This window comes from Microbulbifer jejuensis (genome assembly GCF_047289955.1).
Lineage (GTDB): Bacteria > Pseudomonadota > Gammaproteobacteria > Pseudomonadales > Cellvibrionaceae > Microbulbifer.
Genome location: NZ_JBLBUB010000004.1, coordinates 148,362 through 174,451, shown reverse-complemented (window position 1 = coordinate 174,451; position 26,090 = coordinate 148,362). Strand labels below are relative to the sequence as shown.

Here is a 26,090-nt window from a genome sequence, read left to right as displayed (position 1 = left end):
ATATCCATTGCCGTTTTATCGATAGCTTCCTGAGCACATCATGCGTTTTTATCTAATGGGTTTCTACTGATTCTTTTTCGATTTTTTTTGACTTTCTCGGTCGTCCTCGCCTGAGTGGACGAACCCGTTGATTGGCAATCTGCTCGATTTTGTCCTTGAAGGCATCCCCACCCAATACCTGCCCCAGTTTGATGGTTTCGGCAATGTAATCGAGCAGCCTGCGGTCAAAGCTGTAACGAAACAGTTTTCTGTAAGCCTGCGCGCGTTCCTGGGCGTTTTCCCCCAGGGCGAGGTAGAGGTGATGATCACAAATCAGATTATCGTGCTTTGTGTTTACGTGATGGTTGAAGCTTGACCACGGGTAACTTGCCAGGGAATCCGCCAGTCCCAGATATAACGGCCGCAGTTCAACATATCGATAACAGGTGAGCAGGTAGCCCTCCGAATCGATCAGGCTGGATTTATAGCGGCCTCGCCAGAGGGTGCCGGAGCGCTTGTAGCGATGATTGACAAACTGCACGTAGCGTCGCCCCAGAGACTGCATCACAGAGGAGATGCCATCCGGAATCCTCGGCGTGGCGATGATCTGGACCATGTTCGGTAGCAAAACGTATGCGTGCACATCCACACTGTATTGGTCCGCAGCATTCCGCAAACTAATCAAATAATATTGATAATCTTCCTCGTCAAAAAAACAGGGCAGGTTATTGTGTCCCACCTGTACTATATGCTGGGGAATATCTCTCAGATTGAGTCTGGGCAAACGGGGCATTTTGCCAACGTGTCCTTCATTTAACAGGCGCGGTGCCTTTAATAATGATAAATAGGGGTTTTATTATCGCAAACTCTGAGAAAAAAATTCAAACTTGAGCTGCGGGCAAGTTAACATTACCGACGGTTATGGGTTGTATCATGTTACGCTGCATTTTATTGCGTTTTAATAGAGGGGAATTGCACCAGACATGGATCAGATAAGTCTGGCAGTCAACGGGCGCACCGACATTGGTCAAGTACGCGAGGAAAATGAAGACAGTATTCGCTGGTATGCCTGCGCGGATAAACCCTTCGCCTATATCGTGGTGGCCGATGGTATGGGTGGCTATACAGGGGGTGCCACGGCCAGCAAGCTGGCGGCGGAAACCATTCAGACCCATCTCGACAACCTGCTCAAACACACCTTTATTACCTGTAGCCCGGAGCAGCAGCAATTGATTTTGCGCGCAACCCTGATCGATGCCATCAACAGTGCCAATACCGCGCTGCTCAATACCAAAACCCGCAACCCACAACTTGCCAATATGGGTACGACCCTGGTTGTGGCTGTTATGTGGCACGATTTTCTTATCGTCGCACACATTGGCGATTCCCGCGCGTACCTTTGGAACAATTACGGCTTACAGCGCCTTACGCGGGATCACAGTGTGGTGCAAGAAATGCTCGACAGCGGCCAAATCAGCCCTGGGCAGGCCAAACAATCCGGGGTGCGCAATCACATTACCCGGGCACTGGGCGTATCCGCGAGCGCGGAAGCGGAAATTAACAGCTGGAAACTCACAGAAAATGCGCTCTTGCTGCTGTGCAGTGACGGACTCACAGAATACCTGGACGACCACGCGATTGAGCGTGTATTGGCGACGCATCGCCCCGCGCTGGAGTGCGTTTACCGGTTTATCGACGATGCCAACAAACTCGGGGGCCGGGACAATATCAGCGCCGGCATCCTCGAATACGCCTCCCGGCCCCTGCCGCAAATGCGTACAGAGGAACAGAGTGTAACCCAAAGGCCCAGGTCACTGGATGTGACTGTGCGTAAATCGCAACGCTAACCTATTTTCCGGAAGCTGAAGAATGACACCGGAACATCCCGCCCAACTCGTACCCGACCTGCTCAAGACCCTAAACCCACCACCTGTCACTTTTTCACAGCAAGACCCGGCTGCCGCCTGCCAGTGGTTGAACGCTATCCAGGGTATATCTGCGAGTCCCGGCCCTGTCGATCGAGAACCACCGCTCTGGCCACAAGCGCCATCGGTAGCGACCAATCAATACACTATTGCGATGGCGCCGGCGGTCGGGCATTTGCCCGGTATTGGTGACGGCCCGGTTCACTTTATCAACACCCCTGGTGTCAACCACCTGGGCACCCCCGTTCCGCCTCTGGGCCAATGCCGGCGGATAGGTGACCGGGTCATTGGCAGCAATGGCGAGGTGGCCTTTGAGCGGATCGATATGGCGATACCGGGTCCGCTGCCCTTTCATTGGAAACGCTACTACCGCACCTCTATTCGTGAGGATTCGGGCATTGGTGCCGGCTGGCGCCATTCCCTGAGCGAACAATTGCTGGTGCAAGACAACCTTGTTGAACTGCAGACCGCCGAGGGGCGCAGGATCCGCTTCCAACAGCCCGCAGTAGGCCATGGTTGCTACAACCGGTTCGAACGCCTGCTGCTATCGCGCCAAAGCCTGCACAGCTATTGCCTCACTGCATTTGACCAAGCCCACAAGATTTTTCGTGCAGATGGTGTCAACAAAACACTGCCGCTCAGCGAGATTCGCGATCTGTGCGGCAACACCCTGACCATTGACTACAGCGCAGGACTGCCCAGAAAGATCGTGAGTTCCTGGGGACGGGTGGTGGAATTTCAGGTTCATGGCGGCCGGATCGATAAGCTGGTCAATCATCACGCCCCGGAAGACCAGCGGGACCTCTGTCATTATGCCTTTCACGGTGAGCTTCTCACCGAAGCCAGTAGTGCCCAAAGCTCAGAGCAGTATCGCTATAAAAACCTTGCCCTTATTGAACTGAGTAGCAACCAGTCTGGTACTTGCCAGTTTGAATACGACCACCGCCAGCGCTGTCAAAAAGTGCGCTTCGATACGTCAGAGACCGTATTGCGCTGGCAGCGCAAGCGCACTACTTGTCGGGTGGAGACGCAGGACAGGGACCCGCAGCAGCTGTGCTTTAATAGTTTTGGCCAGCTGACCTGCGAGCGCCAGGGACAGCGCCAACGCAGTTGGCTCTACGATACCTACGGCAACCTGTGCCAGCACATCGACTGTCAGGGCCAGCGCACCTTCTTCCGCCACGATGCTTTCGGGCGCTGCACTCGGCGCACCCACAGTGGTATCAGCACCCGCTATCAATACGATCAACAGGGCTTTCCCCAGGCCGCACTGATCGCTGGAGAGCAGGCCTGGCGCTACCAGTTCAGTGCTAGCGGCCGGCCGCTGACCGTGATCGATCCCGAAAAGCAGGCGTGGAAGTTTCTGTATAGCGACCGGGGCCAGCTCACGCAGATCATCGACCCCGAGAGAGGCAAGGTGGATTTTATCTGGGATGGACAGGGGCAACTGCAAACCGTGCGCTGCGGGGAACAGCAGTGGGGGTTCGAGTACGACCACTGGCAGCGGGTGACCGCAATAGTAACAGGCGGCGAAGCCCGTTGCGCGTGGCGCTATGGGGCGGCCGGTGAAGTGCGCGAAGCCCGCCTGGGTCTTCACCACTATACCCTCGACTACGCAAGGCGCGGGTTGCCCTGCGCAATTCACGCCGGCAACAACCAGCGCCTCCATTGGGAGTTCGACAGTGCCGGGCGGGCGTGTCAGATCCATTTTGCCGATGGCAACAGCTGGGAACTGCTGCGCACGCCCCACGGCCAGCTGGCGCAGCTACGGACCTCCAATGGCGACTACTGTTGGCGATACGATGCGCTCGGGCAACTGGTCTGCCACCAGGCACCGGGCGGTCGCCAGTTGCGCTGGCACTACGACGTCGACGGCACTTTGCGCGAGTACTGCGACAACGATTGTCACTGGTATTTTCTCTACAACGAGCGCGGAGCTGTTACCGGGATTCGCAACAACAACGGCCAGAGCAGTGCGTTTCACTACGACACCCAACTGAGACTGATCCAGGCCAACAATCTGCACGCCTCGGTTCGCTTCCGGTACGATCAGCGCGGCCGGGTGATCGCCGAAAATCACAACAGCAGCGACGTCCGCGACTTCAGCCTGAAATATCAGTACGATTCCCGTGGCTGGCTACGCAGCGCCAGCTCGGATGATCTCGACCTCATCTACACCTTCGCACCCTGCGGATCCCTGTATAGCATCGACGCCAACGGAGCGCCCATACTACGCACCGAGGCAGAGGGCCGGGATACCCTTTTGGTGCAGGGGGAGGTGCGCAGTATTCACAGGTATCAGTACGGACATTTGTCCGCTCTGGAGAGCGGCGGGACCCCGGCCTGGAAATTCGAACAACCGCCCCCTTTACCACTCACCGCCTCTGTCCGCCATACGGGGTCTGCCCGAGTGGAAATAGACCGGGACAAACGCGGCAATGTCATCGGCGCGCGGGACATGCCCGCGCACAGGAATTTCCGCTATCACTACGACGGCTGGGGACTGATGGGCACTGCAGAATGCGCTGAGTTCAAAACCTACTTCCGTTACGATCCCTTTGGCCGGCGTCTGAGTAAAACCTCTACACATCGCAAATCCACGCGCCAGCGCCGGGTGATTACCCGTTGGAGTGGCCTGGGGATCTGGGCGGAAACCCTGCAGATAGATGGAAAATCCCGCAGTCCCGGTCACTGGATACACCACCCTCTGACCCGCACCGTTCTATGCCACTGGAAATCCGCTGGCAGCGAGCACTACCTGAACAGTCCCGATGGTAAGCCCCTGGCCATCTGCGATGCAAAAGGGGCAGTGCGTTGGCTCCAGGATCCCGGCAAAAGGGAAAATACCGGTAGCAGTAATCGACAGCAACCCGGTTCCTGGCGCGGTATCAACCTGATTGCCGATACCGAGACCGGCCTGTGGTATCACCCCCTGGGATACTGGCACCCGGGGTTGCGGATCTGGCTTAACGGACCTGGGGTTTTTACACGCTGCACTGCCGACACTGCAGTGGGCGGGCTCCGAGACGGGTCGATCACTACTTGACGCCGGGTCCAAAGACAACCGGCGGTGCTTACGCCATCCTCCTGCCCAACCTCTACACTCTGATAATCAGGTCAATCGTGCGGCTGAACCATGAAAGCCACGCCCGATTTTGAAATTGGCGATATTCCGGTGTCCAGAGGGGAGTCCCGCCGCATCGACCTGCCCGTTGTCAGCCTGTATACAAACACCGAGATGGCCATTCCCGTCCATGTACAGCGCGGCAAAAGGGACGGCCCGGTCCTCTTTGTCTGCGCTGCGGTGCACGGGGATGAGTTAAACGGCATTGAGGTGATCAGCCGCCTGATCCGCAGGCGCGCGCTGCAGTCGCTACGCGGTACTTTGATCGCAGTACCGATGGTCAATGTGTATGGCGTACTGCAACACACCCGCTATCTACCCGATCGGCGCGACCTCAACCGCTCCTTTCCCGGATCGGCCAAAGGGTCGCTGGCGGCGCGTATGGCCCATGTGTTCCTCAACGAAGTCGTGACCAAATGCGACTATGGCATCGACCTGCACACCGGCGCCGCCCATCGCAGTAACCTGCCACAGATTCGCGCCAACCTGGATGACGTAGCCACCCGCGCTATGGCCAAAGCCTTCGGTGTGCCGGTGCTGCTAAACACCTCCATCCGGGACGGCTCCCTGCGCCAGGCGGCCGCGGACCTTGGGGTAAGGATCCTGCTCTACGAAGCAGGGGAGGCCCTGCGTTTTGACGAGCTCTGTATCCGCGCCGGCGTAAAAGGGGTGATCAATGTCCTGCGGCACCTGCATATGCTGCCGAAAGGACGCAGGAACAACCCCATCGAGCCGTTTGTCGCGCGGCGCAGCGGCTGGCTGAGGGCCGGTGACAGTGGTATTGCCAACTATATGAAGTCCCTGGGAGATCAGGTACACGAGGGGGAGCTGCTGGCAACGATTGCCGACCCTTTCGGCAATGCACTCGACCGGGTCTGTTGCAACGGCGTGGGCATTATTATCGGGCAACAGAATATCCCCCTGGTGCAGGAGGGCGAGGCGATGTACCACATCGCCTATTTCCGCGAGCCGCAGGAAGTGGTGGAAAACCTCGAGCTGCTGCAGGACAGCCTGCTGCCGGATGAAAACTTCTGATCGCACCTTACTGCCGCTGCAGTAATTCAAGCACCTCTTTGCTGGGATAGCCCTTGACCGCAACGCCAGCCCGCGCCTCGAACGCCCGAATGGCCTTGCGGGTAGCGGGGCCGGCCTTGCCATCGATTTCGCCACTGTAAAAGCCCTGCTGATTTAACAGTTTCTGCAGTTCCTCCACCTGGCCGCTTTGCAGGGGGGTAAAGGGGCGATTCCAGTCCTTGACCAACGGGGGAGCGCCACCGATGCGATCGGCAAGCAGGCCGATGGCTATTGCGTAGCGATCGGAGTTGTTATAGCGCTTCAACACAAAGAAGTTTTTGAATACCAGAAAGACCGGGCCCTGGCGGCCATCCGGCAATTTCAGTTCGGCCACCGCCGCCTTACTGGGGAAGGGGTCGCCATTGGCGCGCTTGACACCGAGTTTTTCCCACTCCGCCACAGTGAGTTTGCCCGCCGGCAGTCTACGCTGAGGGATAGTCACTTCATACCCCCAAGGCTTGCCGCGCTGCCAGCCATTGCTCGACAGCAGATTGGCCGCTGTGGCCAGGGCATCGGGCACGGAGTTCCAGATATCGCGCTTGCCATCGCCATCGATATCCACTGCGTAAGCCAAGTAGCTGGTGGGAATAAACTGGGTATGGCCCATGGCACCAGCCCAGGAACCGAGCAGATAGCGGTCTTCGATATCCCCGGCTTGCAGTATCTTCAGGGCAGCGAGCAGCTGCTGGCGACCGAACTTTTTGCGTTTTTGGTCGGCATAGGCGAGGGTCGCTAGGGAGCGGATCACATTGCGCAAGACCTTGTCATTGCCGAGAATACCGCCAAAGCTCGACTCCACCGACCAGATCGCCAGGAGAATATCCGGGTCCACGCCAAAGCGTTTCTCGATTTTGTCGAGCCAGGGCGCTATTTTTTCCTTTTCCTGTTTGCCCCGCTCAATCGCCCTGCGCTGCACCCGGTTATCAAAGTACTGCCATACCGGCGCCTTGAACTCCGGCTGGAAACTGGCCCTGTCCAACACCCACTGGTCCGGCGAGGTAATGCCCTTAAATGCCTGATCGTAAACCTGTGCGGAAATACCATTACTAATGGCTGTCTGGCGAAATTCCCGCACCCATTGCTCGAAAGCCGGGTCGGGCTGATCGGCCGCCTGGGCAACAGTGCAGAAAAGTGCCGCAAAGAGCGCGAGGAGACAGGGCAGCGAGGGGGTTCTGTACGGTTGACGCATTGCGGTACCCTTGATACTGGATTCTGCTCGCTCAAGGGTAGACCGAGTCCCCTTGATCTGAAAGGCGGTTTTTACCGGTGACCGGCCACAGGGGCGGCTTGCCGGCAATCGCCGCGGGCGCACGGCATTCAGGGGATCACATAAAACAGCACGGCAAAGAAGTGCAGGATCCCACCGGCCAAAACAAACAGATGCCAGATGGCGTGATGGAAGCGCAGGCCGCGCCATAGGTAGAAAACGATGCCGCCGGTATAACAGAGGCCACCTATCATCAGCAACCAGAGACCACCGGTTTCAAGGCTGCCCGCCAGCGGCTTGATTGCGGCGATCACCACCCAACCCATCAGCGCGCTGAGGGTAATGGAAAGGGCACGAATCCTCTTTAGCGGGGTTAGCTGGATAATCAGTCCCAACAGGGCCAGCCCCCAGATAATCCCGAACAGCCACCAGCCCCAGGGGCCGCGCAGAGTCACCAGGGTAAACGGCGTATAGGTCCCTGCAATCAGCAGGAATATCGAGGAGTGGTCCAGTGTGCGCAATACCGCCTTGGCCCCGATATGGCTCACGGCATGGTACAGGGTCGAGGCGAGAAAGCACAGGATCAGGGTCGAGGCATAGACACTGGCACTGACAATATGCCAGGCATCACCGCGCAGGGCGGCAAAACCGCTCAGAACCCCCAGGCCTGCGATGGCGAGCAGCGCTCCGATACCGTGGGTGACGCTATTGGCAATCTCTTCGGCAAAGCTATAGCGACTGGTAACGGATACGGATCTAGGCATGGATTCACCCGGTCAAATTCAGGTTTCGAGCCCCGTAAAACTGCTCGGCCAACGGCATGGATCAAACCCCATCATCAGTGGCCCCATGGAAAATAGCAAGAACTGCATCAGACCATTGATTCACTTCCCGCTCGCCAAAGCTTACTCACTGGCGTTGTGAATTCCCATTTTACAGAGTGCAGAAGAGGCCCGCACAATGGTTTCATTGCGATCCGGCCCTGTGGAAACTATCTCTACAGGCACTCCCACCAGCGCCTCAATACGGGCGATATAGGCCTTGGCATTAGGCGGCAGATCCGCCTCGCTGCGCACGCCTTTGGTGGTCTCCCCCCAGCCGGGCATGACCTCGTAAACCGGCTCCACGCCCTCCCAGCCAGCGGCGTCGAAGGGGACTGCTACGGCTTCACCGGCGCTGTTGCAGTAGCCCACACAGATCTTCACTTCCCCGAGGCCATCGAGCACATCCAGTTTGGTCAGGCACAGGCCCGAAATACTGTTGATACGAATCGCATGGCGCACGGCTACGGCATCGAACCAACCTGTGCGGCGCTCTCGTCCGGTCGTTGCACCAAATTCGTGGCCTTTCTCACCCAGATAGCGGCCGACTTCACAGTCCAGTTCGGTCGGGAAGGGGCCACTGCCAACACGGGTGGTATAGGCTTTGGTGATGCCCAGTACATAATCCAGGTACAGCGGACCAAAACCGGAGCCAGTGGCGGTACCGCCGGCAGTCGTGTTGGAAGAGGTTACAAACGGGTAAGTGCCGTGGTCGATATCCAGCAGTGAGCCCTGGGCGCCTTCGAACAGGATGTGTTCACCCTGCTCACGGGCCTTGTGCAAGCGATCCGCTACATCGGTGATCATCGGCACCAGCTGCTCACGCCAGTGCTTCGCCTTCTCCAGCGTGTCCTCATAACTGACCGGCTCCACGTTGTAATACCGGGTCAGGGCAAAATTGTGATAATCGATAAGCTCCTTGAGTTGGCTGCAGAAGTGATCCCAGTTGCACAGGTCACCCAGGCGCAGGCCACGGCGAGCCACCTTGTCTTCATAGGCCGGGCCAATGCCGCGTTTGGTCGTTCCTATCGCCTTATCGCCGCGGGCTGTCTCACGAGCTGCATCGAGTGCTGCGTGTATAGGCAGGATCAATGGGCAGGCCGGTGACAGGCGCAGACGCGCTCTGACAGGCACACCTTTCTTTTCCAGCGCTTGCATCTCATCCAGCAGTGCTTCGGGAGACAGTACCACGCCGTTGCCAATCAGGCAGGTTACGCTTGGGCGCAGAATACCGGAGGGAATCAGGTGCAGTACGGTTTTCTCACCGTCGATAACCAGGGTGTGACCGGCGTTATGCCCACCTTGAAAGCGCACAACCAGAGAGACTTTCTCTGTTAGCAAATCGACAATCTTGCCCTTGCCTTCATCACCCCACTGGGTTCCCAACACTACCAGGTTCTCGCCCATCTGTATCAATCTCTAAACTCAGGTTTTTCTCTAGTTGGAGCTGTAAGCCCCGGCAAAAGTGGCTATCAGGGATTTCTGCCGCACAGTGTGCGGCACCGCTGTGGCCGCTATCCCTTAATCCCGTGGCTTCACCACCCAGGAGTCCCTGTCGAGCACCAGCTCGCGGTCGCAGCGCGTATGGAGATCGCTGTCTGTGTCACCGCACAGCGCGGCAATCACCACCTCTCCCCGCGCGCGCAGTTCGCCAACGGTGCGCCAAAACCCGGCGGCGTCATCCGACCCATGGACTTGCGGCGCGAGAATAGCTCCGGCGCCCGGTGCCGGGCCATTGCCCAGGGTATTGAGCACTACCAGGTCGCTACTGAAGCCGGTGGCCGGGCGATTGCGCCCAAAGACCGCACCAATACCGTTATAGCGGCCACCATTGGCAAGCGCCTGGCCGTGCCCCGGTGTATAGGCGGCGAACACCAGCCCGGTTTCATAGTCGTAACCGCGCACTTCACTTAAATCAAAAAACAGTTCCACCGCCGGGTAGCGTCCGCGCAGGGCATCTGCCGCCTTGCGCAGGTCAGTCAGCGCGCCCTGCAACGCTGCCGGCGCACCGGCGAGCATTGCGTCAGCCCTCTCCAGGCACTCCACGCCCCCCGCCAACCCGGGCAATACCTGCAACCAGGCGGCCGTCTGTGGGTCGGCAACATTTTCCGCCACCCAACTGCGCACATCGGCGCTCGCTTTGCTCTGTAGCAGGGCGGACAGCGCCTCGCGCTGTGCTTCGTCCAGCCCCCCCGCCTCGGCCAGACTGCGATAGATGGCAACGTGGCCGAGATCCAGGTGAATGCGTTCGACCCCGGCAATCTGCAGGCTCTCCAGCATCAGTGAAATGACCTCGATATCCCCATTCAGGTTGTCGACACCAAACAGTTCTGCACCGACCTGGAACGGGGCGCGGGAACCCATGGCCGTGCGCGGTCGGGTATACAGAACATGGCCGGCGTAACACAGGCGGTTGGCACCGGCGCGCGGAAAACTGTGCGCATCGATACGCGCGGCTTGCGGGGTGATATCGGCGCGGATACCCAAGGTGCGGCCTGAGATCTGGTCGGTAACTTTGAAGGTACTCAGATCCACATCCCGCCCCATCCCAATCAACAGGGACTCGGTGAATTCCAGCATCGGCGGTATCACCAGTTCGTAGCCCCAGCAGTGGTAGAGATCCAACAGTCGGCGGCGCAGGGTTTCAACCTGAACGGCATCTGCAGGCAGAATTTCCGCGATGCCATCGGGCAACATCCAGCGATCAGCTTGGGTCATGGTGAAACGGACTTTTCAAAGTTAACAGGATGGCCGGCAGTTGCCACAAAAAAACCGGGCGAGGCCCGGTTTGTGTGATTTTAGCATCAAGTACTGGCGGGAAGGTAGGGTTTTTGGGGCTGTCGGTGCGACAGCCCGGGACTCCCGTAAGAGACGCGCAGACCCGTAGGTAAAGCGCCGATTGGTTTTTCCCGCTTACTCCCCTTTAGGGTTCTTCAGGTAGCGGAAAAATTCACTGTCCGGCTCCACCAACAGCATGTCCGACTTGCTCTTGAAGGACTCCTTGTAAGCCTGCAGGCTGCGGGTAAAGCGGTAGAACTCGGGGTTCTTGTTGTAGGCTGCGGCATAGATAGCGGCCGCTTCCGCATCACCTCCACCGCGCAGCTCCTCGGACTGGCGGTAAGCCTCGGACACAATCACCACCTCCTGGCGGTCTGCATTGGCGCGGATACGCTCGCTGGCTTCCTCACCTTTGGCACGGTGATCCCGCGCTTCCAGCTCCCGGCCGGCGCGCATGCGCTGAAACACCGATTCGGACACCTCCGGCGGTAGGTCGATACGCTTGACGCGCACATCGATAACTTCCACGCCCAAATTCTTCTGCGCCACTAGGTTCAGGTTCTTGGTGATCTCCGACATTAGCTCGTCGCGCTCACCACTCACCACTTCGTGCAGGTCGCGCACACCGAACTGGTTACGCAGGCGGTCATTGATCTGCTCGGACAGCAGGCGCACGGCGTTGCGCTCGTCGCCGCGGGTGGCGATATAGAACTTGCTCACGTCGGAGATACGGTACTTGGCGTACGAATCAACCATCATAAACTTGTTTTCGCTGTTGAGCATACGCACCGGGCTGGAGTCCACCGTCTGGATACGCGCGTCAAACTTGCGCAGCTTCTCCGCAAACGGAAACTTGAAGTAGAGCCCGGGCTCGTAGTAGGAACGCACCAGTTCACCGAAGCGCAGCAGCACCGCCTTTTCCGTTTCCTTCACCACAAAGGCGCTGGAGGAAATCAGCAGTATGCCGAGCAGCACGCCCGCGATAATGGCCAGTGTTCTGTTATTCATTCCATCTCCTCCTAACGCACAGTCTGGCTGCGGCGGCTGTTGGCCGCATCGTTGCGCAACCGCTCAACAACGCGCTGGTAGACCTCCTCGACCACAACCGGCGAGGTGCCTTGGCGTTGCGCCGCCGGCGTCGCGCTTTCCTGGGCCAGCTTGTCCAGCGGCAGGTACATGATGTTGTTGCCACCTTCGACATCCACCATAACCTTGGAAGTACCGGACATCACCTCCTGAAGCGCATCCAGATAGAGGCGCTCGCGGGTGACTTCCGGGGCGCGCTCGTATTCGGCCAGCAGCTTTTCGAAGCGCACCGCTTCACCGCGGGCACTCTCCACCACGCGGGCCTTGTAGCCCTCCGCCTCTTCGATCATACGCTGGGCCTGGCCACGGGCTACCGGGATTACCTGGTTGGCGTAAGCCTGGGCTTCGTTCTGCAAGCGCACCTCGTCCTCGCGAGCCTTGGTGACGTCGTCAAACGCATCCTGCACTTCACGCGGCGCCTGGGCTTCGGTCAGGTTAACCACATCGATAAGAATACCGGTCTGGTAGAGATCCAGATATTCCTGCAGGCGCTGCTGGGTATCCGTAGACACCTGGGTTCGGTTCTGGGAAATCACGCCGTTTAGGGTCAGGGAACCCACCACATGGCGCAGGGCACTGTCGGTGGCCTCCTGCAGGCTCTTGACCGGATCGCGCACACGCAGCACATAGGATTCCGCATCGCCCACCTGCCACTGTACGGTAAGCACCACTTCAACAATATTGGCGTCTTCCGTGAGCATTTGCCCGGTGGTGCGCTCGGTCCGCACCTCGGTCATATTGACCTTGGTGACACTGTCGATCAGCGGCGGGTTCCAGTGCAGACCGGCGGATTCCGTGGTGTGGTATTTGCCCAAGCGCAGCACCACCGCGGCCTCGTTGGCATTGACCTGATAAATCCCCAGGCCCGCGTAAATCAATGCGCCAAGGACAATGATCAACATCCAGGGGAAATTACCAGTACCGGTACCGGGGCTGCCGCCGCCGAACAGGCCACCGAGTTTTTGTTGAATTTTACGGAACAATTCGTCCAGGTCCGGCGGGCCATCGTTCTTGCGATTACCACCACCCCAGGGGTCTTTGTTATTACCACCCGGCTCATTCCAGGCCATCAAGATTACTCCAACTCTGATCATTAACGCTTTGACTCCGGCGGATTCTAGCATCACCGCCGGAAAAATATTGCCGCCAGGACTCAGCTGCAGGCAAGTCTGTCGCAATTGCGGTTGTACAACAATACCCACACCTGCTCAGAGGCCATTAGTGTTCCCTCTGCCCGCTGCCCTCACCCGTGTCCACCAGTGGCAGCCAAACAGGGCCTTCGTCGCCGGCAGTAAATGGCGCCAGTAGGCGCTGGAAGTCCCTGCGCGGCAGCAGTAGCTGCAGCTCGCAATCACCATTGTCGCGATAGGCCTCGCCCTGAATGGCGTTGATCTGGTACAACTGGGCGCGCAGGCGGGATTGCTGGGGTCTCACCACCAACCGGCCACGCACCATTTGTTCACCCAGGCGCCGGGCGATCGCCTCCACCAACAGTTCGCAACCTTCACCGGTAGCGGCGGATAGCCAAACCGCACGCGGCACACCCCGGTTATCACAATCCATACGTGGGGCAAAATCGGCGAGTAAATCGATTTTGTTATACACAACCAGCTGCGGCAGGTCTGACGCATCAATTTCTCCGAGAACCGTCTGCACCTCTTCCATCAGGTGCAAGCGGTCCTCCGCGGCGGCATCCACAACATGCAGCAGCAGGGTTGCATTGGCAGCTTCCTCCAGCGTGGCTCGAAAAGCTTCTACCAGTTTATGTGGCAAGTGCGAGACAAACCCCACGGTATCTGCCAATACCATGGCGCCGACATTGGGCAATTCAACCCTGCGCATGGTCGGGTCGAGGGTGGCGAACAGCTGATCGCGCACATACACTTCGGCGTCGGTGAGGCGGTTGAACAGGGTGGACTTGCCGGCGTTGGTGTAGCCGACCAGCGACACCGTGGCCACTTCCGCACGGGAACGCGCACGCCGGCCCTGCTCCCGCTGGCGCCGGACTTTTCCAAGACGCTTCTCGATGGCGTCGATACGCGCGCGCAACAGACGGCGGTCGGTTTCCAACTGGGTTTCACCCGGCCCGCGCAGGCCGATACCGCCTTTCTGCCGTTCCAGATGGGTCCAGCCGCGCACAAGCCTGGTGGCCATATGGCGCAGCTGTGCCAGCTCGACTTGTAGCTTGCCCTCATGGGTGCGTGCGCGCTGGGCAAATATGTCCAAAATCAGACCGGTGCGGTCCAGCACCCGGCATTTCAGTTCGCGCTCGATATTGCGCTCCTGGCTGGGGGAAAGGATGTGATCGAAGATCACAAGCTCCGCGCCCTGTTCCTGTACCGCCTGAGCAATCTCCTCCAGCTTGCCACGCCCGACAAAGGTTTTCGGGTCCGGAGTTGCACGCTGCCCAAAGATGAAGCTGACGGGATCTGCTCCCGCAGAGAGGGCCAGTTCCTCAAACTCACGCGGGTCATCGGGACTGTCGATAGCGGAGAGTTCTAGGTGCACCAGCACGGCCAGTTCACCGGATTCCGGTCGATCGAAAAACAATGGGAATTCTCTGTTGCTAAAACGGGTGCCGGCCCGGCTCCCTGACGGGAAGTGGCAGCCGGCGAGGCCGTTGTGCGCTGACTCAACTGCGGGCGCCCCGCTCAAGCGGAGCACAGGTCAATTTAGCGCGCGGACCACTCAGCTGAAGGATTCGTGCTCACCGCTTTCTGCATGACCTTCACCGCCGTGTTGGGCCGCCGGGTTCAGCAGCGGTACGCGCACCGCGCGGGATGGAACCACAGTGGAAATTGCATGCTTGTACACCATTTGGCTGACGGTATTTTTCAGTAACACCACAAACTGATCGAAAGATTCAATTTGTCCCTGGAGCTTGATGCCGTTGACCAAATAGATAGAAACCGGGATACGCTCTTTGCGCAATACGTTGAGGTAAGGGTCTTGTAAGCTATGCCCTTTTGACATCTTTTTTCTCCTTGTCAAAAAGCTGAATTCGGTATGCAGGCCACAATCACACCCGCGAAATGCGCGGATCAAAGAACGACTGAGGTTGAATACGCGTGTAAGTAGTGTAGTAGCGATCCGGAAAAGGCCGGACTCTGTGAAAACTGACTGAATGGGCCTGTCGCTTTTTGGCCCAATCACGTTATGGTTGCTCAGGCGAGAAATTTCAAGGCTTCCGCCACTATTTCCTCCTGCGCGCGCTCCCTGCCCTCGGCATCCTGAGTATACAAAGTCGCCAGCGCCGGCCAGCGTCGCAGCCAGGTCAACTGGCGCTTGGCCAGTTGGCGGGTGGCGGCGATACCCGCGGCAACCATCTCATCGTAACCGCAGTGCCCCTCCAGGTATTGCCACACTTGGCGATAGCCCACCGCACGCATCGCCGGCAGATCCCCGTGCAGGTCGCCACGCGCGCGCAGCCCCCGCACTTCCTCAACCAGCCCTGCCTTGAGCATTCGTTTAAAACGCACTTCGATGCGCTGATGCAACAGCGCCCTGTCCCTCGGCATGATCGCCAACTGGTGCAGCTGGTAGCGCTCCTGCACCCCGCCACCGGTCTGTTCGCGGCGCAGTCGAGACAACGGCACGCCGGTGAGGCGGTAGACTTCCAATCCCCGCTCAATACGCGCCGAGTGATTGGGGTGCAATTCTGCCGCCAGTTCCGGGTCGACCCGGACCAGCTCCGCGTGCAGCGCCGGCCAGCCCTCGCGCTCGGCACGCGCCTCGATGTCAGCGCGCACTTGCGTATCGGCCCTGGGCAATGCTGCCAATCCTTGCAAGAGAGCGCGGAAATACAACATAGTTCCGCCAACCAGTAAAGGAATTTTACCGGCTGCACTGATTTCATCCATAGCCAGAAGGGCATCCGCGTAAAAGCGCCCAGCGGAATAGGATTCACTGGGCTCGCAGATATCGATCAGGCAGTGGGGGTAACGGACCAATTCCTGCGCCGTTGGTTTGGCCGAACCCAGATCCAGGCCACGGTAGACCAGCGCGGAATCAACACTGATCAGGGCCACCGGTAAACGGTCGGCAATAGCCATGGCCAGATCCGTCTTGCCCGATGCAGTGGGCCCCATAAGGAATATTGCGCGGGGTTTGTCGCCCGAAGTGCGCTCGGTCAAATCGCCACCTACTTCCAATTCGCGGTTATTGACCGCGCATAAACCACTTGTCCATCTCAGCCAGCTTAACCTGCGTCCAGGTGGGGCGGCCGTGATTGCACTGGCCGCTGCGTTCGGTGTGCTCCATATCCCGCAGCAAGGCGTTCATTTCCGGTACCGTCAAGCGTCGGTTAGCACGCACCGAGCCATGGCAGGCCATGGTGCCAAGAATCTCGTTAATACGCTCACCGATACGCTCACTATCCCCCTGTCCCAGCAAGTCAGAGAGCACATCCCGCACCAGTTGCTCCACCTCAGCACCGTGCAGCATGGTGGGCACCTGGCGCACCAATAAAGTCTCGGGCCCGGCGCGCTGTAGCAAAAAACCGAGGGAGGTAAAAACTTCACTGCGCTCCTCAAAGCAATCTGCCTCGCCCTGGCTCACTACCAGGCTCACCGGCACCAGCAGCGGCTGTGCCTGGATACCTCCGGCAGCGTGAGCCACCTTCATCTGTTCATAGACGATGCGCTCGTGGGCGGCATGCATATCCACTATGATCATGCCCTGCTCGTTCTGCGCGAGAATATAAATTCCGTGCAATTGGGCAATGGCGAACCCCAACGGCGGTACCCCTTCTCCGGAGGCCGCTTCACCACCCATAGGCAGTGGCGCCACCGCAGCTACGCCAGCGGAACCTTCAGTTAGGGGCTCCGCAACCCCTGCACCCTCCTGGTAGGGCTGGTGCAGGGTACCGTAGGCATGTATCTGCTGCTGCAGGTTCCCCGGAGATGGCCGATTGCTCAGTGGCATCTTCTGTTGCCCGGCAAATTCCCCGCCCCGGATGCCGGTCGCTTTTCCCATACCCACAGTTTCGGCAACTTCGGTCACCGCGCCCTCTGCAGCTTTTTCCCGCTGTCCTGGGCGCGCATCCGCCAGGGCCCGGTGCAGACTGCCAAACAGGAAATCATGCACCAGGCGACTGTCGCGAAAGCGCACTTCGTGCTTGGTCGGGTGCACATTGACATCCACCGACGCCGGGTCCAGTTCCAGGTAGAGCACAAAGGCGGGATGGCGACCGTGGTGGAGCACATCGGCAAAGGCACGGCGCACCGCATGGCTCACGACCTTGTCGCGAATGGCACGGCCATTGACATAGAAAAACTGCAGGTCCGCCTGGGACCGGGAGAAGGCCGGCTCGGCCACCCAGCCCCACAGGCGCAGTCCGCTGCGTTCCACCTCGATATGCAGGGCGTTGTGCATAAACGCCGAACCGCAGATCTGAGCTACACGACGCTCCATCTCCACGCGATTGCTACCGGCACGCAGGCTGAGAACACCCTTGCCGTTGTGGCGCAGACTGATGGAGACATCAAAGCGGGACAGGGCCAGGCGCTTGATCGTCTCGTCAATACGGTTGAATTCAGTCTTCTCTGTGCGCAGAAACTTGCGCCGCGGCGGCGTATTGAAAAACAGGTCGCGCGCATCCACTGTGGTGCCCCGCGGATGGGCTGCCGGCGTCAACTGGGCCCGCATTTCGCGACCCTCGGCACTCACCTGCCAGCCCTTGCCATGCTCGTTGCGGCTGCTGGTCAGGGTCAGGCGTGCCACCGAGGAAATACTGGCCAAAGCCTCACCGCGAAAGCCCAGGGTTGCCACTGCATCCAGATCTTCCAACGCATGGATTTTCGAGGTGGCGTGGCGTGCGAGCGCCAGCGCCAGGTCATCCTGGTCAATCCCCTTGCCGTTATCACGCACCTTCATTCGCTTGATACCGCCCTTCTCTATATCCACATCCAGGCGTGTGGCACCGGCATCGAGACTGTTCTCCAGCAGTTCCTTAATAACTGAGGCCGGGCGCTCTACCACTTCACCGGCAGCGATTTGGTTGGCAAGGCGGGGCGATAATTGCTGGATACGTTCGTGCATGACTCTGGCCTGTTAACACTTATTTGACCGGCCCGAAAGGCTTCAGAATTCGATATTACCTCGAGGGAATACTCAGAGTTTGACCCACACGAATCACTGAGTTTTTAATGCCATTAGCCCTCATTAGGGCTGAAACAGAGATATTATACTGCGCAGCTATCCCAGATAAAGTCTCACCTCGGGCAATTATATGGCGCCGCGACCTGGTGCTCTGGTTGGTTGCTAGCCAAGTGCCTGCCGGCGGACGACGGTTGAAATAGCCCACTATACCTTCGCTGAGTTTTTCTGCCATGAGCTGTTGGAATTTAGGGTCGCTGAGGCGCCGAGACTCATAAGGATTAGTGATAAAGCCTGTTTCTACAAGGATCGAAGGTACATCCGGGTTGCGCAGCTCTGAGAAATTTGCCTGCTCCACTTTCTTTTTGTGCAAACGGGTAAAACTACCCAGGGAGCTCAATACGCTGGCACCAATATCGAGACTCGCATTCATAGTTGCAGTCATCGACAGGTCCAATAATACCCCGGCAAGAGTATCATCCTTGTCATCCAGACTCAGGTCTCCCGCTCCCCCAATTAAGTCAGACTCATTTTCTCGCTGAGCCAAGAAGCGTGCCGTCTCACTGGTCGCTCCTCGAGAGGAAACTGCATAGACCCCAGCACCACGAGCCTCCTTTCGGGTAAAGGCATCGGCGTGAATCGAAACATACAAATCAGCACGCATTTTACGCCCTTTTTTTACTCTCTGTCTCAAGGGAATAAAATAATCGCCTGTTCTTACCAATTTCGCGCTAAATCCCCGCTCTCGATCAAGCTCCCGTTGAAGTTTGCGCGCAATTGCCAGCACGACATCCTTCTCCCGTAGACCGCTAGGACCTAGAGCTCCTGGATCCTCGCCCCCGTGACCAGCATTTACAGCAATAACGATATCTCGCTCACTACTTACTTGTTGTAGAGTCTTTTCTTGATTTTCAACTTTGTCGTAAAGATCGATTACCAGGCGATCCGGTAATTTCTCGTGGCGACGCAGGGAAAAACTGCGCGGCTTAATCTGCTGTTTGAGATCGAGCACCACACGCAGATCTTTCTTATTATGTTGCGCGTGGCGTACCTGAGATATTGGAGTATCTTTTAAATCCAGTGCATCTAACTGGGCCTTCAATTTGGTATCAGTAATATCCACCACTACCCGGTGTGGTCTACTCAGGGTAAAGAGTTTGTGCTCTGCCGGGGCACTCAAGTCAAAAACCAGACGTGTGTGATCCGGCGCACGCCACAGGCGCACCCCCTCTACTTCCGCCGCCGCAACCGGCAGCGCCATTGCCAGCACGCACACCGGGGCCATCAGCCATCGCCACCTCAATTCCATTAACTACCAACCCTCACGGCTCATCTGATATCTACTGCCCTGTATCCAATTCCTTTCCGTGTTCCCGTCGCAATTTTCCCAGCAAACCCATGACCCGCTCACCCTGTTTGGAGTGAGCGGTTAAATACAGCAGACGGCCGTTATCCCGTACTCCCAGCTCTACCTGCAGGTCCGGCTCCGGCAATACACCGGCACCGCGCTCAGGCCACTCCACCAGAGCCAGGCTGTGTGCGACGAAATAATCCCGCACCCCCATAAATTCCAGCTCCTCGGCATCACCGAGCCGGTAGAGGTCGAAATGATAGATACGCTGGGCGCCCAGCTCATAGGGCTCGACCAGGGTATAGGTGGGGCTTTTCACCGCACCGTTATGGCCAAATGCACGCAGCACACCCCGGCAAAAGGTGGTTTTACCGGCACCCAGCTGGCCGTTCAGGTACAGGGTCAACCCCTGCTGCAAACCACTGGCAAGGCAGGCGCGACCCAATACTTCACCGCCGGCCACCGTTGCCGCCTCGTCCGCCAGATGCAATTTCAGTTCACCCACAATCAATCCACCAGCCGGCGAATCCAGGGCAACAAATCCGTGGCGAGCAAACCGCGCTGGCCATCCGCGGCGGCGCGATTACCCGCTTCACCGTGCAGCCACACCGCCAGGCGCGCCGCTTCCACAAGCGGCAGATGCTGACCGATCAGCGCCGCAACAATGCCGGTGAGCAGGTCGCCCATGCCGCCGGAGGCCATTCCCGGGTTACCGCTGTTGATCAGGTCAACACCACCGTCGTGGGCAATCAGCGTACCAGCCCCTTTCAGTATCACCACGCCACTGAATTTCTGCTGAACAGCCACTGCCGCCGCACGGGGATCGGCACACACTTCGGCGGTATCGCAGCCGAGCAGACGCGCAGCCTCCCCCACATGGGGGGTCAGCACCCAGTCGCCCCGCTTGACCCCGGCCAGCACCCGCCCCTGCGCGAGAATATTCAGGGCATCGGCATCCACCACCAGCGGACTGCCTGTACGACCAACACGTGCCAGCAGCTGCTCACTCCAAGGCGAGCGTCCAAGCCCCGGCCCCACCGCTATCACGTCGGGGCCTGTGAGCAGCGGCTCCAGTTCCTGTCCAGAAACCACAGGGTGCGCCATCACCTCTGGGCAGCGGGTCAGTGCCGCACCCAGGTGCCCGGGGCGCGTTGCAAGGGAGATCAGGCCAGCACCGGCGCGTGCCGAAGACTGTGCCGCCATTAACGCCGCGCCGCCAAAACCGCTGTCGCCACCCACAATCAGAATATGACCGAACTGGTTTTTGAAGCTGTCGGCAGGGCGCGGCGGTAAGCGTTTGATACTGGCACTCCCATAGCGTTGCACCAGTGGTCGCACCGCGTCGTATGCTGGCTCTGGCACGCCGAGCCCTGCAAAGATCACCTCACCGCAAAGCGCCGGTCCGCGGCCATAATAAAGACCCAGCTTGCGGCCAATAAAAGTGACCGTCATCTCTGCACACACCGCCAGCTCTGCACTGCCGGTATCGGCATCGAGCCCCGAGGGGATATCCACGGCGAGCACCGGTCCCCTGCTCTTGCGCATACGCTCTATGGCGTGCGCTACCGGGGGCCGCAGTACGCCGCTGAAGCCGGTGCCGAGCAGGGCGTCCACGGTCAGGGTATCGCCATCGGCACTGTCCATCTGGGTGAGAGCGGTCACTATCCGCACGCCCTCGCGACAGGCGTAGTCATGGGCTTCTCGGGCATCGCCGCCAAGGCGCCCGGGGTTGGTGCAGGCAAAAACGGTGACGGGAATATTCTTCTGCGCGGCCAGTGCCGCAATGACATAGCCATCGCCACCATTGTTGCCACCGCCACAGTAGACCTGTATGCGACCGATATCCGGCCAGCGTGCCAGCAAATGGGTAAACGCAGCGCGACCGGCGCGCTTCATCAATTGGATGGAGGGGATCCCCAGTGCAGCCATCGCCTGTCGGTCGAGTTCCCGAACCGATTCGGCACTGTAAAGAGGTTGAGGCGTGTCCATGCGACTCCCGCAATAGTGGTCAAGATTTAATCTGTGGCAAAATAGGCGATTACATCGCCGTCACTCGCCCTGACAGCAAAGTATACCGCCCCGGCCAGGCGGTGTGCTTGCACGAGATATCGAGCCACTTTAATTTATGACCGAATCACTGCTCCTTGAACTTGCCAACCTGATCAAACGCTGGGGGCGGGAGTTGGGCTTTCAGCAAATTGGCATCACCGATTGCCAGCTTGAGGAAGACGGCGAGCGCCTGCGCGCCTGGATAGACGCGGGCTACCATGGGGATATGGCGTGGATGGGTGCCCATGGTGAAAAGCGCTGGCGTCCGGAGTTATTGGAGGCGGGCACCTTACGTGTCATCTGCGCCCGCCTCGACTACCTGCCTCCGGATACACGGCCGATTGAAGTGCTCAGGGATTCCAGCAAGGCCTACGTCTCCCGCTACGCCAATGGCCGCGATTACCACAAACTGATTCGCAAGCGCCTGGCCACCCTGGCTAGGAAAATCGATTCTTTCTGCGCCGAACAGGGTATCGACTCCAAGGGGCGCGCCTTTACCGACAGTGCCCCGGTGATGGAGCGCGCCCTGGCCAGGAAGGCCGGCCTCGGCTGGGTGGGCAAGAACTGCCTGATTATCAACCCCAAAGCAGGCTCCTTTTTCTTTCTCGGCGAGATCTATACCAACCTGCCACTGCCGGTGGATACCAGCGGTGAGGACGACCAGTGCGGAGACTGTGTCGCCTGCCTCAAGGTGTGTCCCACCGATGCCTTTATCGGCCCCCGCACGCTGGATGCGCGCCGCTGCATTTCTTACCTGACCATTGAGAATGGGGGACCGATACCGGAGGCACTTCGCGAACCAATGGGCAATCGGGTGTTCGGCTGTGACGACTGCCAGACGATCTGCCCCTGGAACAAGTTCGCCAAGCCCACCGCCGAGCGGGACTTCCACCCGCGCCACGGCCTGGATAACGGCGAACTGCTCAAGCTGTTTGTCTGGACGGAGGCGGAGTTCCTGCGCAAGACCGAAGGCTCCCCCATTCGTCGTATCGGTTACGAGCGCTGGCAGCGCAACCTGGCGGTGGCCCTGGGCAATGGAGAATCCAGCGTTGCAGTGGTTGGTGTTCTGGAGCAGGCGCGAAAAACCGCCACGCCACTGGTACTGGAGCATATCGACTGGGCCCTGGCGCGGTTGCGCAGCGGGCGTAGGCGCAAACGCAAAATCAAGCGCGCACCCTGACAAAACGCGCTGCGGTACACAGGGCTAGAGGCGGAAAAAAGTCTCGCGGTAGTGGCGCAGTTCCTCGATGGAATCGCGAATATCATCGAGAGCCAGGTGGCTGCTGTGCTTTTTTATGCCCTCGAGCACATCCGGACGCCAGCGCCTGGCCAACTCTTTCACCGAACTGACATCCAAATTGCGATAGTGAAAATAGGATTCCAGCTGCGGCATATATTTGACCAGAAAGCGGCGATCCTGGCCGATGGAATTACCGCACATGGGCGAGGCGCCCTCCGGCACCCAGTGGCGCAGGAATTCTAGGGTTTCCCGCTCCGCCTCCCGCTCGCAAATCGTCGACGCCTTAACCCGCGCCATCAGGCCGGAGCCGCCGTGCTGCTCGGTATTCCACTCATCCATGGCCTCCAGCAGCGCATCGCTCTGGTGAACCACCAGGGCCGGGCCCTCAGCGAGAATTTTGAGCCGCGCATCGGTCACAATGGTCGCGATCTCGATAATACGCTCTCTCTCCGGATCGAGGCCGGTCATCTCCAGATCAATCCAGATCAGGTTGTTCTGATCCACAGGGGTCTCCTCAAACTTTCCGCGCAAGTTACCCTACCTACCCGCCAATAGCTATAATCCGCCGCTGATCCCCAGGTACCAGTGCATGAGTAAACGCAAATTGAACCGGCGCCAGCAGTGGCGCATTGCCAAGGCCCAACAGGAGCGCGAAGCGCGCGCGCACAAGCGCGGTCAGTCCGCGGAGCAGGCCCTGGAGCACGATCGCCTGGGCCCGGAGCAAACCGGCCTGGTGATTGTCAATTACGGCACCCAGATCCTGGTGGAGAGCGACAGTAATCCGTCTCTGCGCCAACGCTGCCACCTGCGCGCCAACATCGACACCCTGGTGACCGGGGACCGAGTCGCCTGGCGCCCGGCCAGTAGCGATAGCGGCTGCGGCGTTGTCGGCGCGTGCCTGCCACGCACATCAGAATTGCAACGCCCGGATCGCTATGGCGACCTGAAAACCATAGCCGCCAATATCGATCGTATTGTCATTGTGATAGCGCCCTATCCCGAGCCCTTCGCCAATGCCATCGACCGCTACCTGGTCGCTGCGGAAACCACTGGCATTGCGCCCATTCTGCTGCTGAACAAGATCGACCTGATCGACGGCAGCAACCGCGAGCCCTTGGAAGCACTGCTGGCACCCTACCCCGACCTGGGCTACCCGGTGCTGGGACTCTCCACCAAAACTGGCGAAGGCCTGCCCCGGTTACTGGAGGCCCTGGCTCAAGGTAGCAGTGTTTTTGTGGGCCAGTCCGGCGTTGGGAAGTCATCACTGGTGAATGCACTGCTCCCTGGCGCCGGCGCACACACTGGCATGCTCTCAGAAGCCACCCAGAAGGGCACCCACACCACCACCGCGGCGGAATTGTTTCACCTGCCCAGTGGCGGCAATCTGATAGACTCCCCCGGTATCCGCGAGTTTGGTCTCTGGCACCTGGAAGAGGCGGCATTATTGGAGGGATTCGTTGAGTTCCGCCCCTTTATCGGCCATTGCCGCTTTCGCGACTGCCGTCACCAGGGAGAACCCGACTGCGCTATCCGCGCCGCACTGGCCAATGGGGAGATTAGCGAGCGGCGTATGAACAGTTTTTTGCACCTGCGCAACAGCCTGGCATCGGAGAATAAATGTTGAACCTGATAATAGAGGCGGAAGACCTCGCCGTTGAGCTGGCGCACGAGGCGCTGCTGGTCGTCGATCTCAGTGCCCCCCAGAACTACCTGAACGGCCATATCCCCGGTGCCCTGCACCTGTCATTCCAGGCCCTGATGGCCGGCACGCCGCCGGCACCGGGCAAACTGCCGGACCTGAATCAACTGACCCGTGTATTTCGCGCCATTGGTCTACGCCCCGAAACGCATGTGGTGGCCTGCGATGACGAAGGCGGTGGCTGGGCCGGGCGCTTCCTGTGGACCCTGGAAGTCATCGGCCATCACAACTACAGCTATTTGAACGGTGGCATGCGCGCCTGGCGCGGCGCCGGCCTGCCCCTTGCCACCGAGAAGCCGCAGGTCACGCCCAGTGAAATCGATCTCTCGATCAACACCGCCGCGACCATGGATGCCCAACAGATTCAAGCACAACTGGGCAACCCTGACTTCCTCGTGTGGGATGCACGCTCGCCGCAGGAGTACCGTGGCGAGCGGGTCCTGGCCAGGAAAGGCGGGCATATTCCCGGCGCCATCAACTGCGAGTGGACCCAGTTGATGGACTCCCAGCGCGATCTGCGTATCCGTACCGATGCGCGGGCGTTTCTCGCGAAGCTGGGGATCGATAACAAACACACAATTGTCACCCACTGCCAGAGTCACCACCGTTCCGGCTTTACCTGGCTGGTAGGCACATCCCTGGGCCTGGATATCCGTGCCTATCCCGGTTCCTGGAGCGAGTGGGGCAATTTGCCCGATACACCGATAGAAACGTAAACATCACCGGGAACCCTTGTCATTCTATGCATCCAAAACTCTTTGCCACACTGCAGTACCTGACCCCGCAGCACGCCCTGTCCCGCGCTGCCGGCTGGCTGGCAGACACCGAAATCAAATTGATCAAAGACCCTTTTACCCGCTGGTTCGTGGAAAAGTACGGCGTCAATATGCGGGAGGCGAAGGAAACCGACTGCACCGCCTATCGCACCTTTAACGATTTCTTCACCCGCGCATTGAAAGAAGACGCACGCCCTATTGTCACTGGCGAACACAGTCTCGCCTGCCCGGTAGATGGCGCCATCAGTCAGCTGGGCAGTATTCACGATGACCGCATATTCCAGGCCAAGGGACACGATTACAGCCTGCTGGAACTGGTGGGTGGGGACCCGGAGCTGGCGGCGCAATTTAACCACGGTCATTTCGCTACGGTTTACCTGTCGCCCAAGGATTACCACCGAGTACATATGCCGATTGCCGGTACCCTACGCAGCATGACCTATGTGCCGGGCCAGCTGTTCTCAGTCAACACAGTGACCGCAGAAAACGTACCGCGCCTGTTTGCCCGCAATGAGCGCCTGGTGTGTCTATTCGATACCGCCGCCGGCCCCATGGCCATGATCCTGGTGGGTGCCATGATCGTCGCCGGCATCGAGACCGTGTGGGCGGGCCAGGTAACCCCGCACAGGCGCGATGTTCGCAACAGCAACTATCTCAACAATGCACCAATCCACCTGGAAAAAGGCCAGGAGATGGGGCGCTTTAAGCTGGGCTCGACAGTCATCATGCTGTTCGGTGCAGACCGGGTGTGCTGGCTAGACACTCTGGAAGCAGAGTCTCTGGTGCATATGGGTGCGCATTTCGGCAACCTTGTCACCCACAAGGAGCGGGCTTTGTAAACGGGAGGTTGCTCTCGCCAATATGGCCTACACAGGCTGTAAAAAG

At 58.9% G+C, this 26,090-nt stretch carries 22 protein-coding genes; 7 read left to right on the top strand and 15 right to left on the bottom strand.

Going from position 1 to position 26,090, the window contains the following annotated elements; all coding sequences use genetic code 11:
• Positions 1-52 precede the first annotated feature (52 nt).
• Positions 53-772, bottom strand: a complete 720-nt coding sequence (locus ACL7TT_RS04155; protein ID WP_413393394.1) for a transposase — start codon at positions 770-772, stop codon at positions 53-55.
• Positions 773-962: 190 nt separating this feature from the next.
• On the opposite strand from ACL7TT_RS04155, the gene ACL7TT_RS04150 reads away from it, so the two are divergent.
• From ACL7TT_RS04150 to ACL7TT_RS04140, 3 genes are all read left to right on the top strand, one after another.
• Positions 963-1,826, top strand: a complete 864-nt coding sequence (locus ACL7TT_RS04150; protein ID WP_413393393.1) for a Stp1/IreP family PP2C-type Ser/Thr phosphatase — start codon at positions 963-965, stop codon at positions 1,824-1,826.
• A 22-nt stretch (positions 1,827-1,848) separates the two neighbouring features.
• Positions 1,849-4,950, top strand: a complete 3,102-nt coding sequence (locus ACL7TT_RS04145) for a DUF6531 domain-containing protein (RefSeq protein ID WP_413393391.1) — start codon at positions 1,849-1,851, stop codon at positions 4,948-4,950.
• A gap of 90 nt (positions 4,951-5,040) precedes the next feature.
• The gene (locus ACL7TT_RS04140) at positions 5,041-6,063 is read left to right on the top strand and encodes a succinylglutamate desuccinylase/aspartoacylase family protein (RefSeq protein WP_413393389.1); all 1,023 of its coding nucleotides are present in this window, start codon (positions 5,041-5,043) and stop codon (positions 6,061-6,063) included.
• Positions 6,064-6,070: 7 nt separating this feature from the next.
• Here ACL7TT_RS04140 and ACL7TT_RS04135 read toward each other — a convergent pair whose 3' ends face one another.
• From ACL7TT_RS04135 to ACL7TT_RS04075, 13 genes are all read right to left on the bottom strand, one after another.
• Entirely contained in the window at positions 6,071-7,291 is a 1,221-nt protein-coding gene (locus ACL7TT_RS04135) for a lytic murein transglycosylase (RefSeq protein ID WP_299939914.1), read from the bottom strand.
• A gap of 128 nt (positions 7,292-7,419) precedes the next feature.
• Positions 7,420-8,073 carry a PAQR family membrane homeostasis protein TrhA gene (trhA, locus tag ACL7TT_RS04130; RefSeq protein WP_413393387.1) on the bottom strand — a complete coding sequence of 218 codons (654 nt, stop codon included), beginning with the start codon at positions 8,071-8,073 and terminating at the stop codon, positions 7,420-7,422.
• Positions 8,074-8,214: 141 nt separating this feature from the next.
• Positions 8,215-9,537 (bottom strand): adenylosuccinate synthase, encoded by a 1,323-nt coding sequence (locus tag ACL7TT_RS04125; RefSeq protein WP_413393385.1) that lies wholly within the window; start codon positions 9,535-9,537, stop codon positions 8,215-8,217.
• 114 nt (positions 9,538-9,651) lie between these two features.
• The gene (locus ACL7TT_RS04120; protein WP_413393384.1) at positions 9,652-10,848 is read right to left on the bottom strand and encodes an ATP phosphoribosyltransferase regulatory subunit; all 1,197 of its coding nucleotides are present in this window, start codon (positions 10,846-10,848) and stop codon (positions 9,652-9,654) included.
• Positions 10,849-11,043: 195 nt separating this feature from the next.
• Complete coding sequence (gene hflC / locus ACL7TT_RS04115) at positions 11,044-11,916, bottom strand: protease modulator HflC (RefSeq protein WP_299939923.1); 873 nt, start codon at positions 11,914-11,916, stop codon at positions 11,044-11,046.
• A gap of 11 nt (positions 11,917-11,927) precedes the next feature.
• Positions 11,928-13,064 carry an FtsH protease activity modulator HflK gene (gene hflK / locus ACL7TT_RS04110; RefSeq protein ID WP_299940390.1) on the bottom strand — a complete coding sequence of 379 codons (1,137 nt, stop codon included), beginning with the start codon at positions 13,062-13,064 and terminating at the stop codon, positions 11,928-11,930.
• A gap of 148 nt (positions 13,065-13,212) precedes the next feature.
• A complete protein-coding gene (hflX, locus tag ACL7TT_RS04105) occupies positions 13,213-14,544 on the bottom strand; it encodes a ribosome rescue GTPase HflX (protein ID WP_413393382.1) in 1,332 nt (443 codons plus the stop codon).
• Between the two features lie 138 nt (positions 14,545-14,682).
• Positions 14,683-14,967, bottom strand: coding sequence for an RNA chaperone Hfq (gene hfq, locus ACL7TT_RS04100; protein ID WP_299939929.1), 285 nt, complete (start codon positions 14,965-14,967; stop codon positions 14,683-14,685).
• A gap of 191 nt (positions 14,968-15,158) precedes the next feature.
• Positions 15,159-16,082 carry a tRNA (adenosine(37)-N6)-dimethylallyltransferase MiaA gene (gene miaA / locus ACL7TT_RS04095; RefSeq protein ID WP_413393459.1) on the bottom strand — a complete coding sequence of 308 codons (924 nt, stop codon included), beginning with the start codon at positions 16,080-16,082 and terminating at the stop codon, positions 15,159-15,161.
• Positions 16,083-16,152: 70 nt separating this feature from the next.
• Complete coding sequence (mutL, locus tag ACL7TT_RS04090) at positions 16,153-18,033, bottom strand: DNA mismatch repair endonuclease MutL (RefSeq protein WP_413393379.1); 1,881 nt, start codon at positions 18,031-18,033, stop codon at positions 16,153-16,155.
• Positions 18,034-18,088: 55 nt separating this feature from the next.
• Complete coding sequence (locus ACL7TT_RS04085; protein WP_413393378.1) at positions 18,089-19,351, bottom strand: N-acetylmuramoyl-L-alanine amidase; 1,263 nt, start codon at positions 19,349-19,351, stop codon at positions 18,089-18,091.
• Positions 19,352-19,430: 79 nt separating this feature from the next.
• Positions 19,431-19,946 (bottom strand): tRNA (adenosine(37)-N6)-threonylcarbamoyltransferase complex ATPase subunit type 1 TsaE, encoded by a 516-nt coding sequence (gene tsaE / locus ACL7TT_RS04080; RefSeq protein ID WP_413393377.1) that lies wholly within the window; start codon positions 19,944-19,946, stop codon positions 19,431-19,433.
• A 2-nt stretch (positions 19,947-19,948) separates the two neighbouring features.
• Positions 19,949-21,430: an NAD(P)H-hydrate dehydratase gene (locus ACL7TT_RS04075; RefSeq protein WP_413393375.1), complete on the bottom strand. Its 1,482-nt coding sequence runs from the start codon at positions 21,428-21,430 to the stop codon at positions 19,949-19,951.
• Positions 21,431-21,566: 136 nt separating this feature from the next.
• Between ACL7TT_RS04075 and queG the strand changes: the two genes are divergently transcribed.
• Positions 21,567-22,670, top strand: a complete 1,104-nt coding sequence (gene queG, locus ACL7TT_RS04070; protein ID WP_413393373.1) for a tRNA epoxyqueuosine(34) reductase QueG — start codon at positions 21,567-21,569, stop codon at positions 22,668-22,670.
• Between the two features lie 24 nt (positions 22,671-22,694).
• Here the strand turns inward: queG and orn are convergent, their stop codons facing one another.
• Positions 22,695-23,234: an oligoribonuclease gene (gene orn, locus ACL7TT_RS04065; protein WP_299939945.1), complete on the bottom strand. Its 540-nt coding sequence runs from the start codon at positions 23,232-23,234 to the stop codon at positions 22,695-22,697.
• An 85-nt stretch (positions 23,235-23,319) separates the two neighbouring features.
• Between orn and rsgA the strand changes: the two genes are divergently transcribed.
• The 3 genes from rsgA to asd are packed head-to-tail and all read left to right on the top strand — an operon-like array spanning position 23,320 to position 26,044.
• On the top strand, positions 23,320-24,354 hold the full coding sequence (rsgA, locus tag ACL7TT_RS04060) for a small ribosomal subunit biogenesis GTPase RsgA (RefSeq protein WP_413393371.1): 1,035 nt from the start codon (positions 23,320-23,322) through the stop codon (positions 24,352-24,354).
• Entirely contained in the window at positions 24,348-25,145 is a 798-nt protein-coding gene (locus tag ACL7TT_RS04055; RefSeq protein ID WP_413393369.1) for a sulfurtransferase, read from the top strand. Before rsgA ends, ACL7TT_RS04055 begins: the two co-directional genes overlap by 7 nt.
• A gap of 26 nt (positions 25,146-25,171) precedes the next feature.
• Positions 25,172-26,044: an archaetidylserine decarboxylase gene (gene asd, locus ACL7TT_RS04050; RefSeq protein ID WP_413393367.1), complete on the top strand. Its 873-nt coding sequence runs from the start codon at positions 25,172-25,174 to the stop codon at positions 26,042-26,044.
• Positions 26,045-26,090: the final 46 nt, after the last annotated feature.

What these genes read in the sequence shown, in the direction of transcription:
- ACL7TT_RS04155 (WP_413393394.1), bottom strand. Translation starts at nt 772, where the DNA reads ATGCCCCGTTTGCCCAGACTCAATCTGAGAGATATTCCCCAGCATATA.
- ACL7TT_RS04150 (WP_413393393.1), top strand. Translation starts at nt 963, where the DNA reads ATGGATCAGATAAGTCTGGCAGTCAACGGGCGCACCGACATTGGTCAA.
- ACL7TT_RS04145 (WP_413393391.1), top strand. Translation starts at nt 1,849, where the DNA reads ATGACACCGGAACATCCCGCCCAACTCGTACCCGACCTGCTCAAGACC.
- ACL7TT_RS04140 (WP_413393389.1), top strand. Translation starts at nt 5,041, where the DNA reads ATGAAAGCCACGCCCGATTTTGAAATTGGCGATATTCCGGTGTCCAGA.
- ACL7TT_RS04135 (WP_299939914.1), bottom strand. Translation starts at nt 7,291, where the DNA reads ATGCGTCAACCGTACAGAACCCCCTCGCTGCCCTGTCTCCTCGCGCTC.
- trhA (WP_413393387.1), bottom strand. Translation starts at nt 8,073, where the DNA reads ATGCCTAGATCCGTATCCGTTACCAGTCGCTATAGCTTTGCCGAAGAG.
- ACL7TT_RS04125 (WP_413393385.1), bottom strand. Translation starts at nt 9,537, where the DNA reads ATGGGCGAGAACCTGGTAGTGTTGGGAACCCAGTGGGGTGATGAAGGC.
- ACL7TT_RS04120 (WP_413393384.1), bottom strand. Translation starts at nt 10,848, where the DNA reads ATGACCCAAGCTGATCGCTGGATGTTGCCCGATGGCATCGCGGAAATT.
- hflC (WP_299939923.1), bottom strand. Translation starts at nt 11,916, where the DNA reads ATGAATAACAGAACACTGGCCATTATCGCGGGCGTGCTGCTCGGCATA.
- hflK (WP_299940390.1), bottom strand. Translation starts at nt 13,064, where the DNA reads ATGGCCTGGAATGAGCCGGGTGGTAATAACAAAGACCCCTGGGGTGGT.
- hfq (WP_299939929.1), bottom strand. Translation starts at nt 14,967, where the DNA reads ATGTCAAAAGGGCATAGCTTACAAGACCCTTACCTCAACGTATTGCGC.
- miaA (WP_413393459.1), bottom strand. Translation starts at nt 16,082, where the DNA reads ATGGGGCCCACTGCATCGGGCAAGACGGATCTGGCCATGGCTATTGCC.
- mutL (WP_413393379.1), bottom strand. Translation starts at nt 18,033, where the DNA reads ATGCACGAACGTATCCAGCAATTATCGCCCCGCCTTGCCAACCAAATC.
- ACL7TT_RS04085 (WP_413393378.1), bottom strand. Translation starts at nt 19,351, where the DNA reads ATGGCGCTGCCGGTTGCGGCGGCGGAAGTAGAGGGGGTGCGCCTGTGG.
- ACL7TT_RS04075 (WP_413393375.1), bottom strand. Translation starts at nt 21,430, where the DNA reads ATGGACACGCCTCAACCTCTTTACAGTGCCGAATCGGTTCGGGAACTC.
- queG (WP_413393373.1), top strand. Translation starts at nt 21,567, where the DNA reads ATGACCGAATCACTGCTCCTTGAACTTGCCAACCTGATCAAACGCTGG.
- rsgA (WP_413393371.1), top strand. Translation starts at nt 23,320, where the DNA reads ATGAGTAAACGCAAATTGAACCGGCGCCAGCAGTGGCGCATTGCCAAG.
- ACL7TT_RS04055 (WP_413393369.1), top strand. Translation starts at nt 24,348, where the DNA reads ATGTTGAACCTGATAATAGAGGCGGAAGACCTCGCCGTTGAGCTGGCG.
- asd (WP_413393367.1), top strand. Translation starts at nt 25,172, where the DNA reads ATGCATCCAAAACTCTTTGCCACACTGCAGTACCTGACCCCGCAGCAC.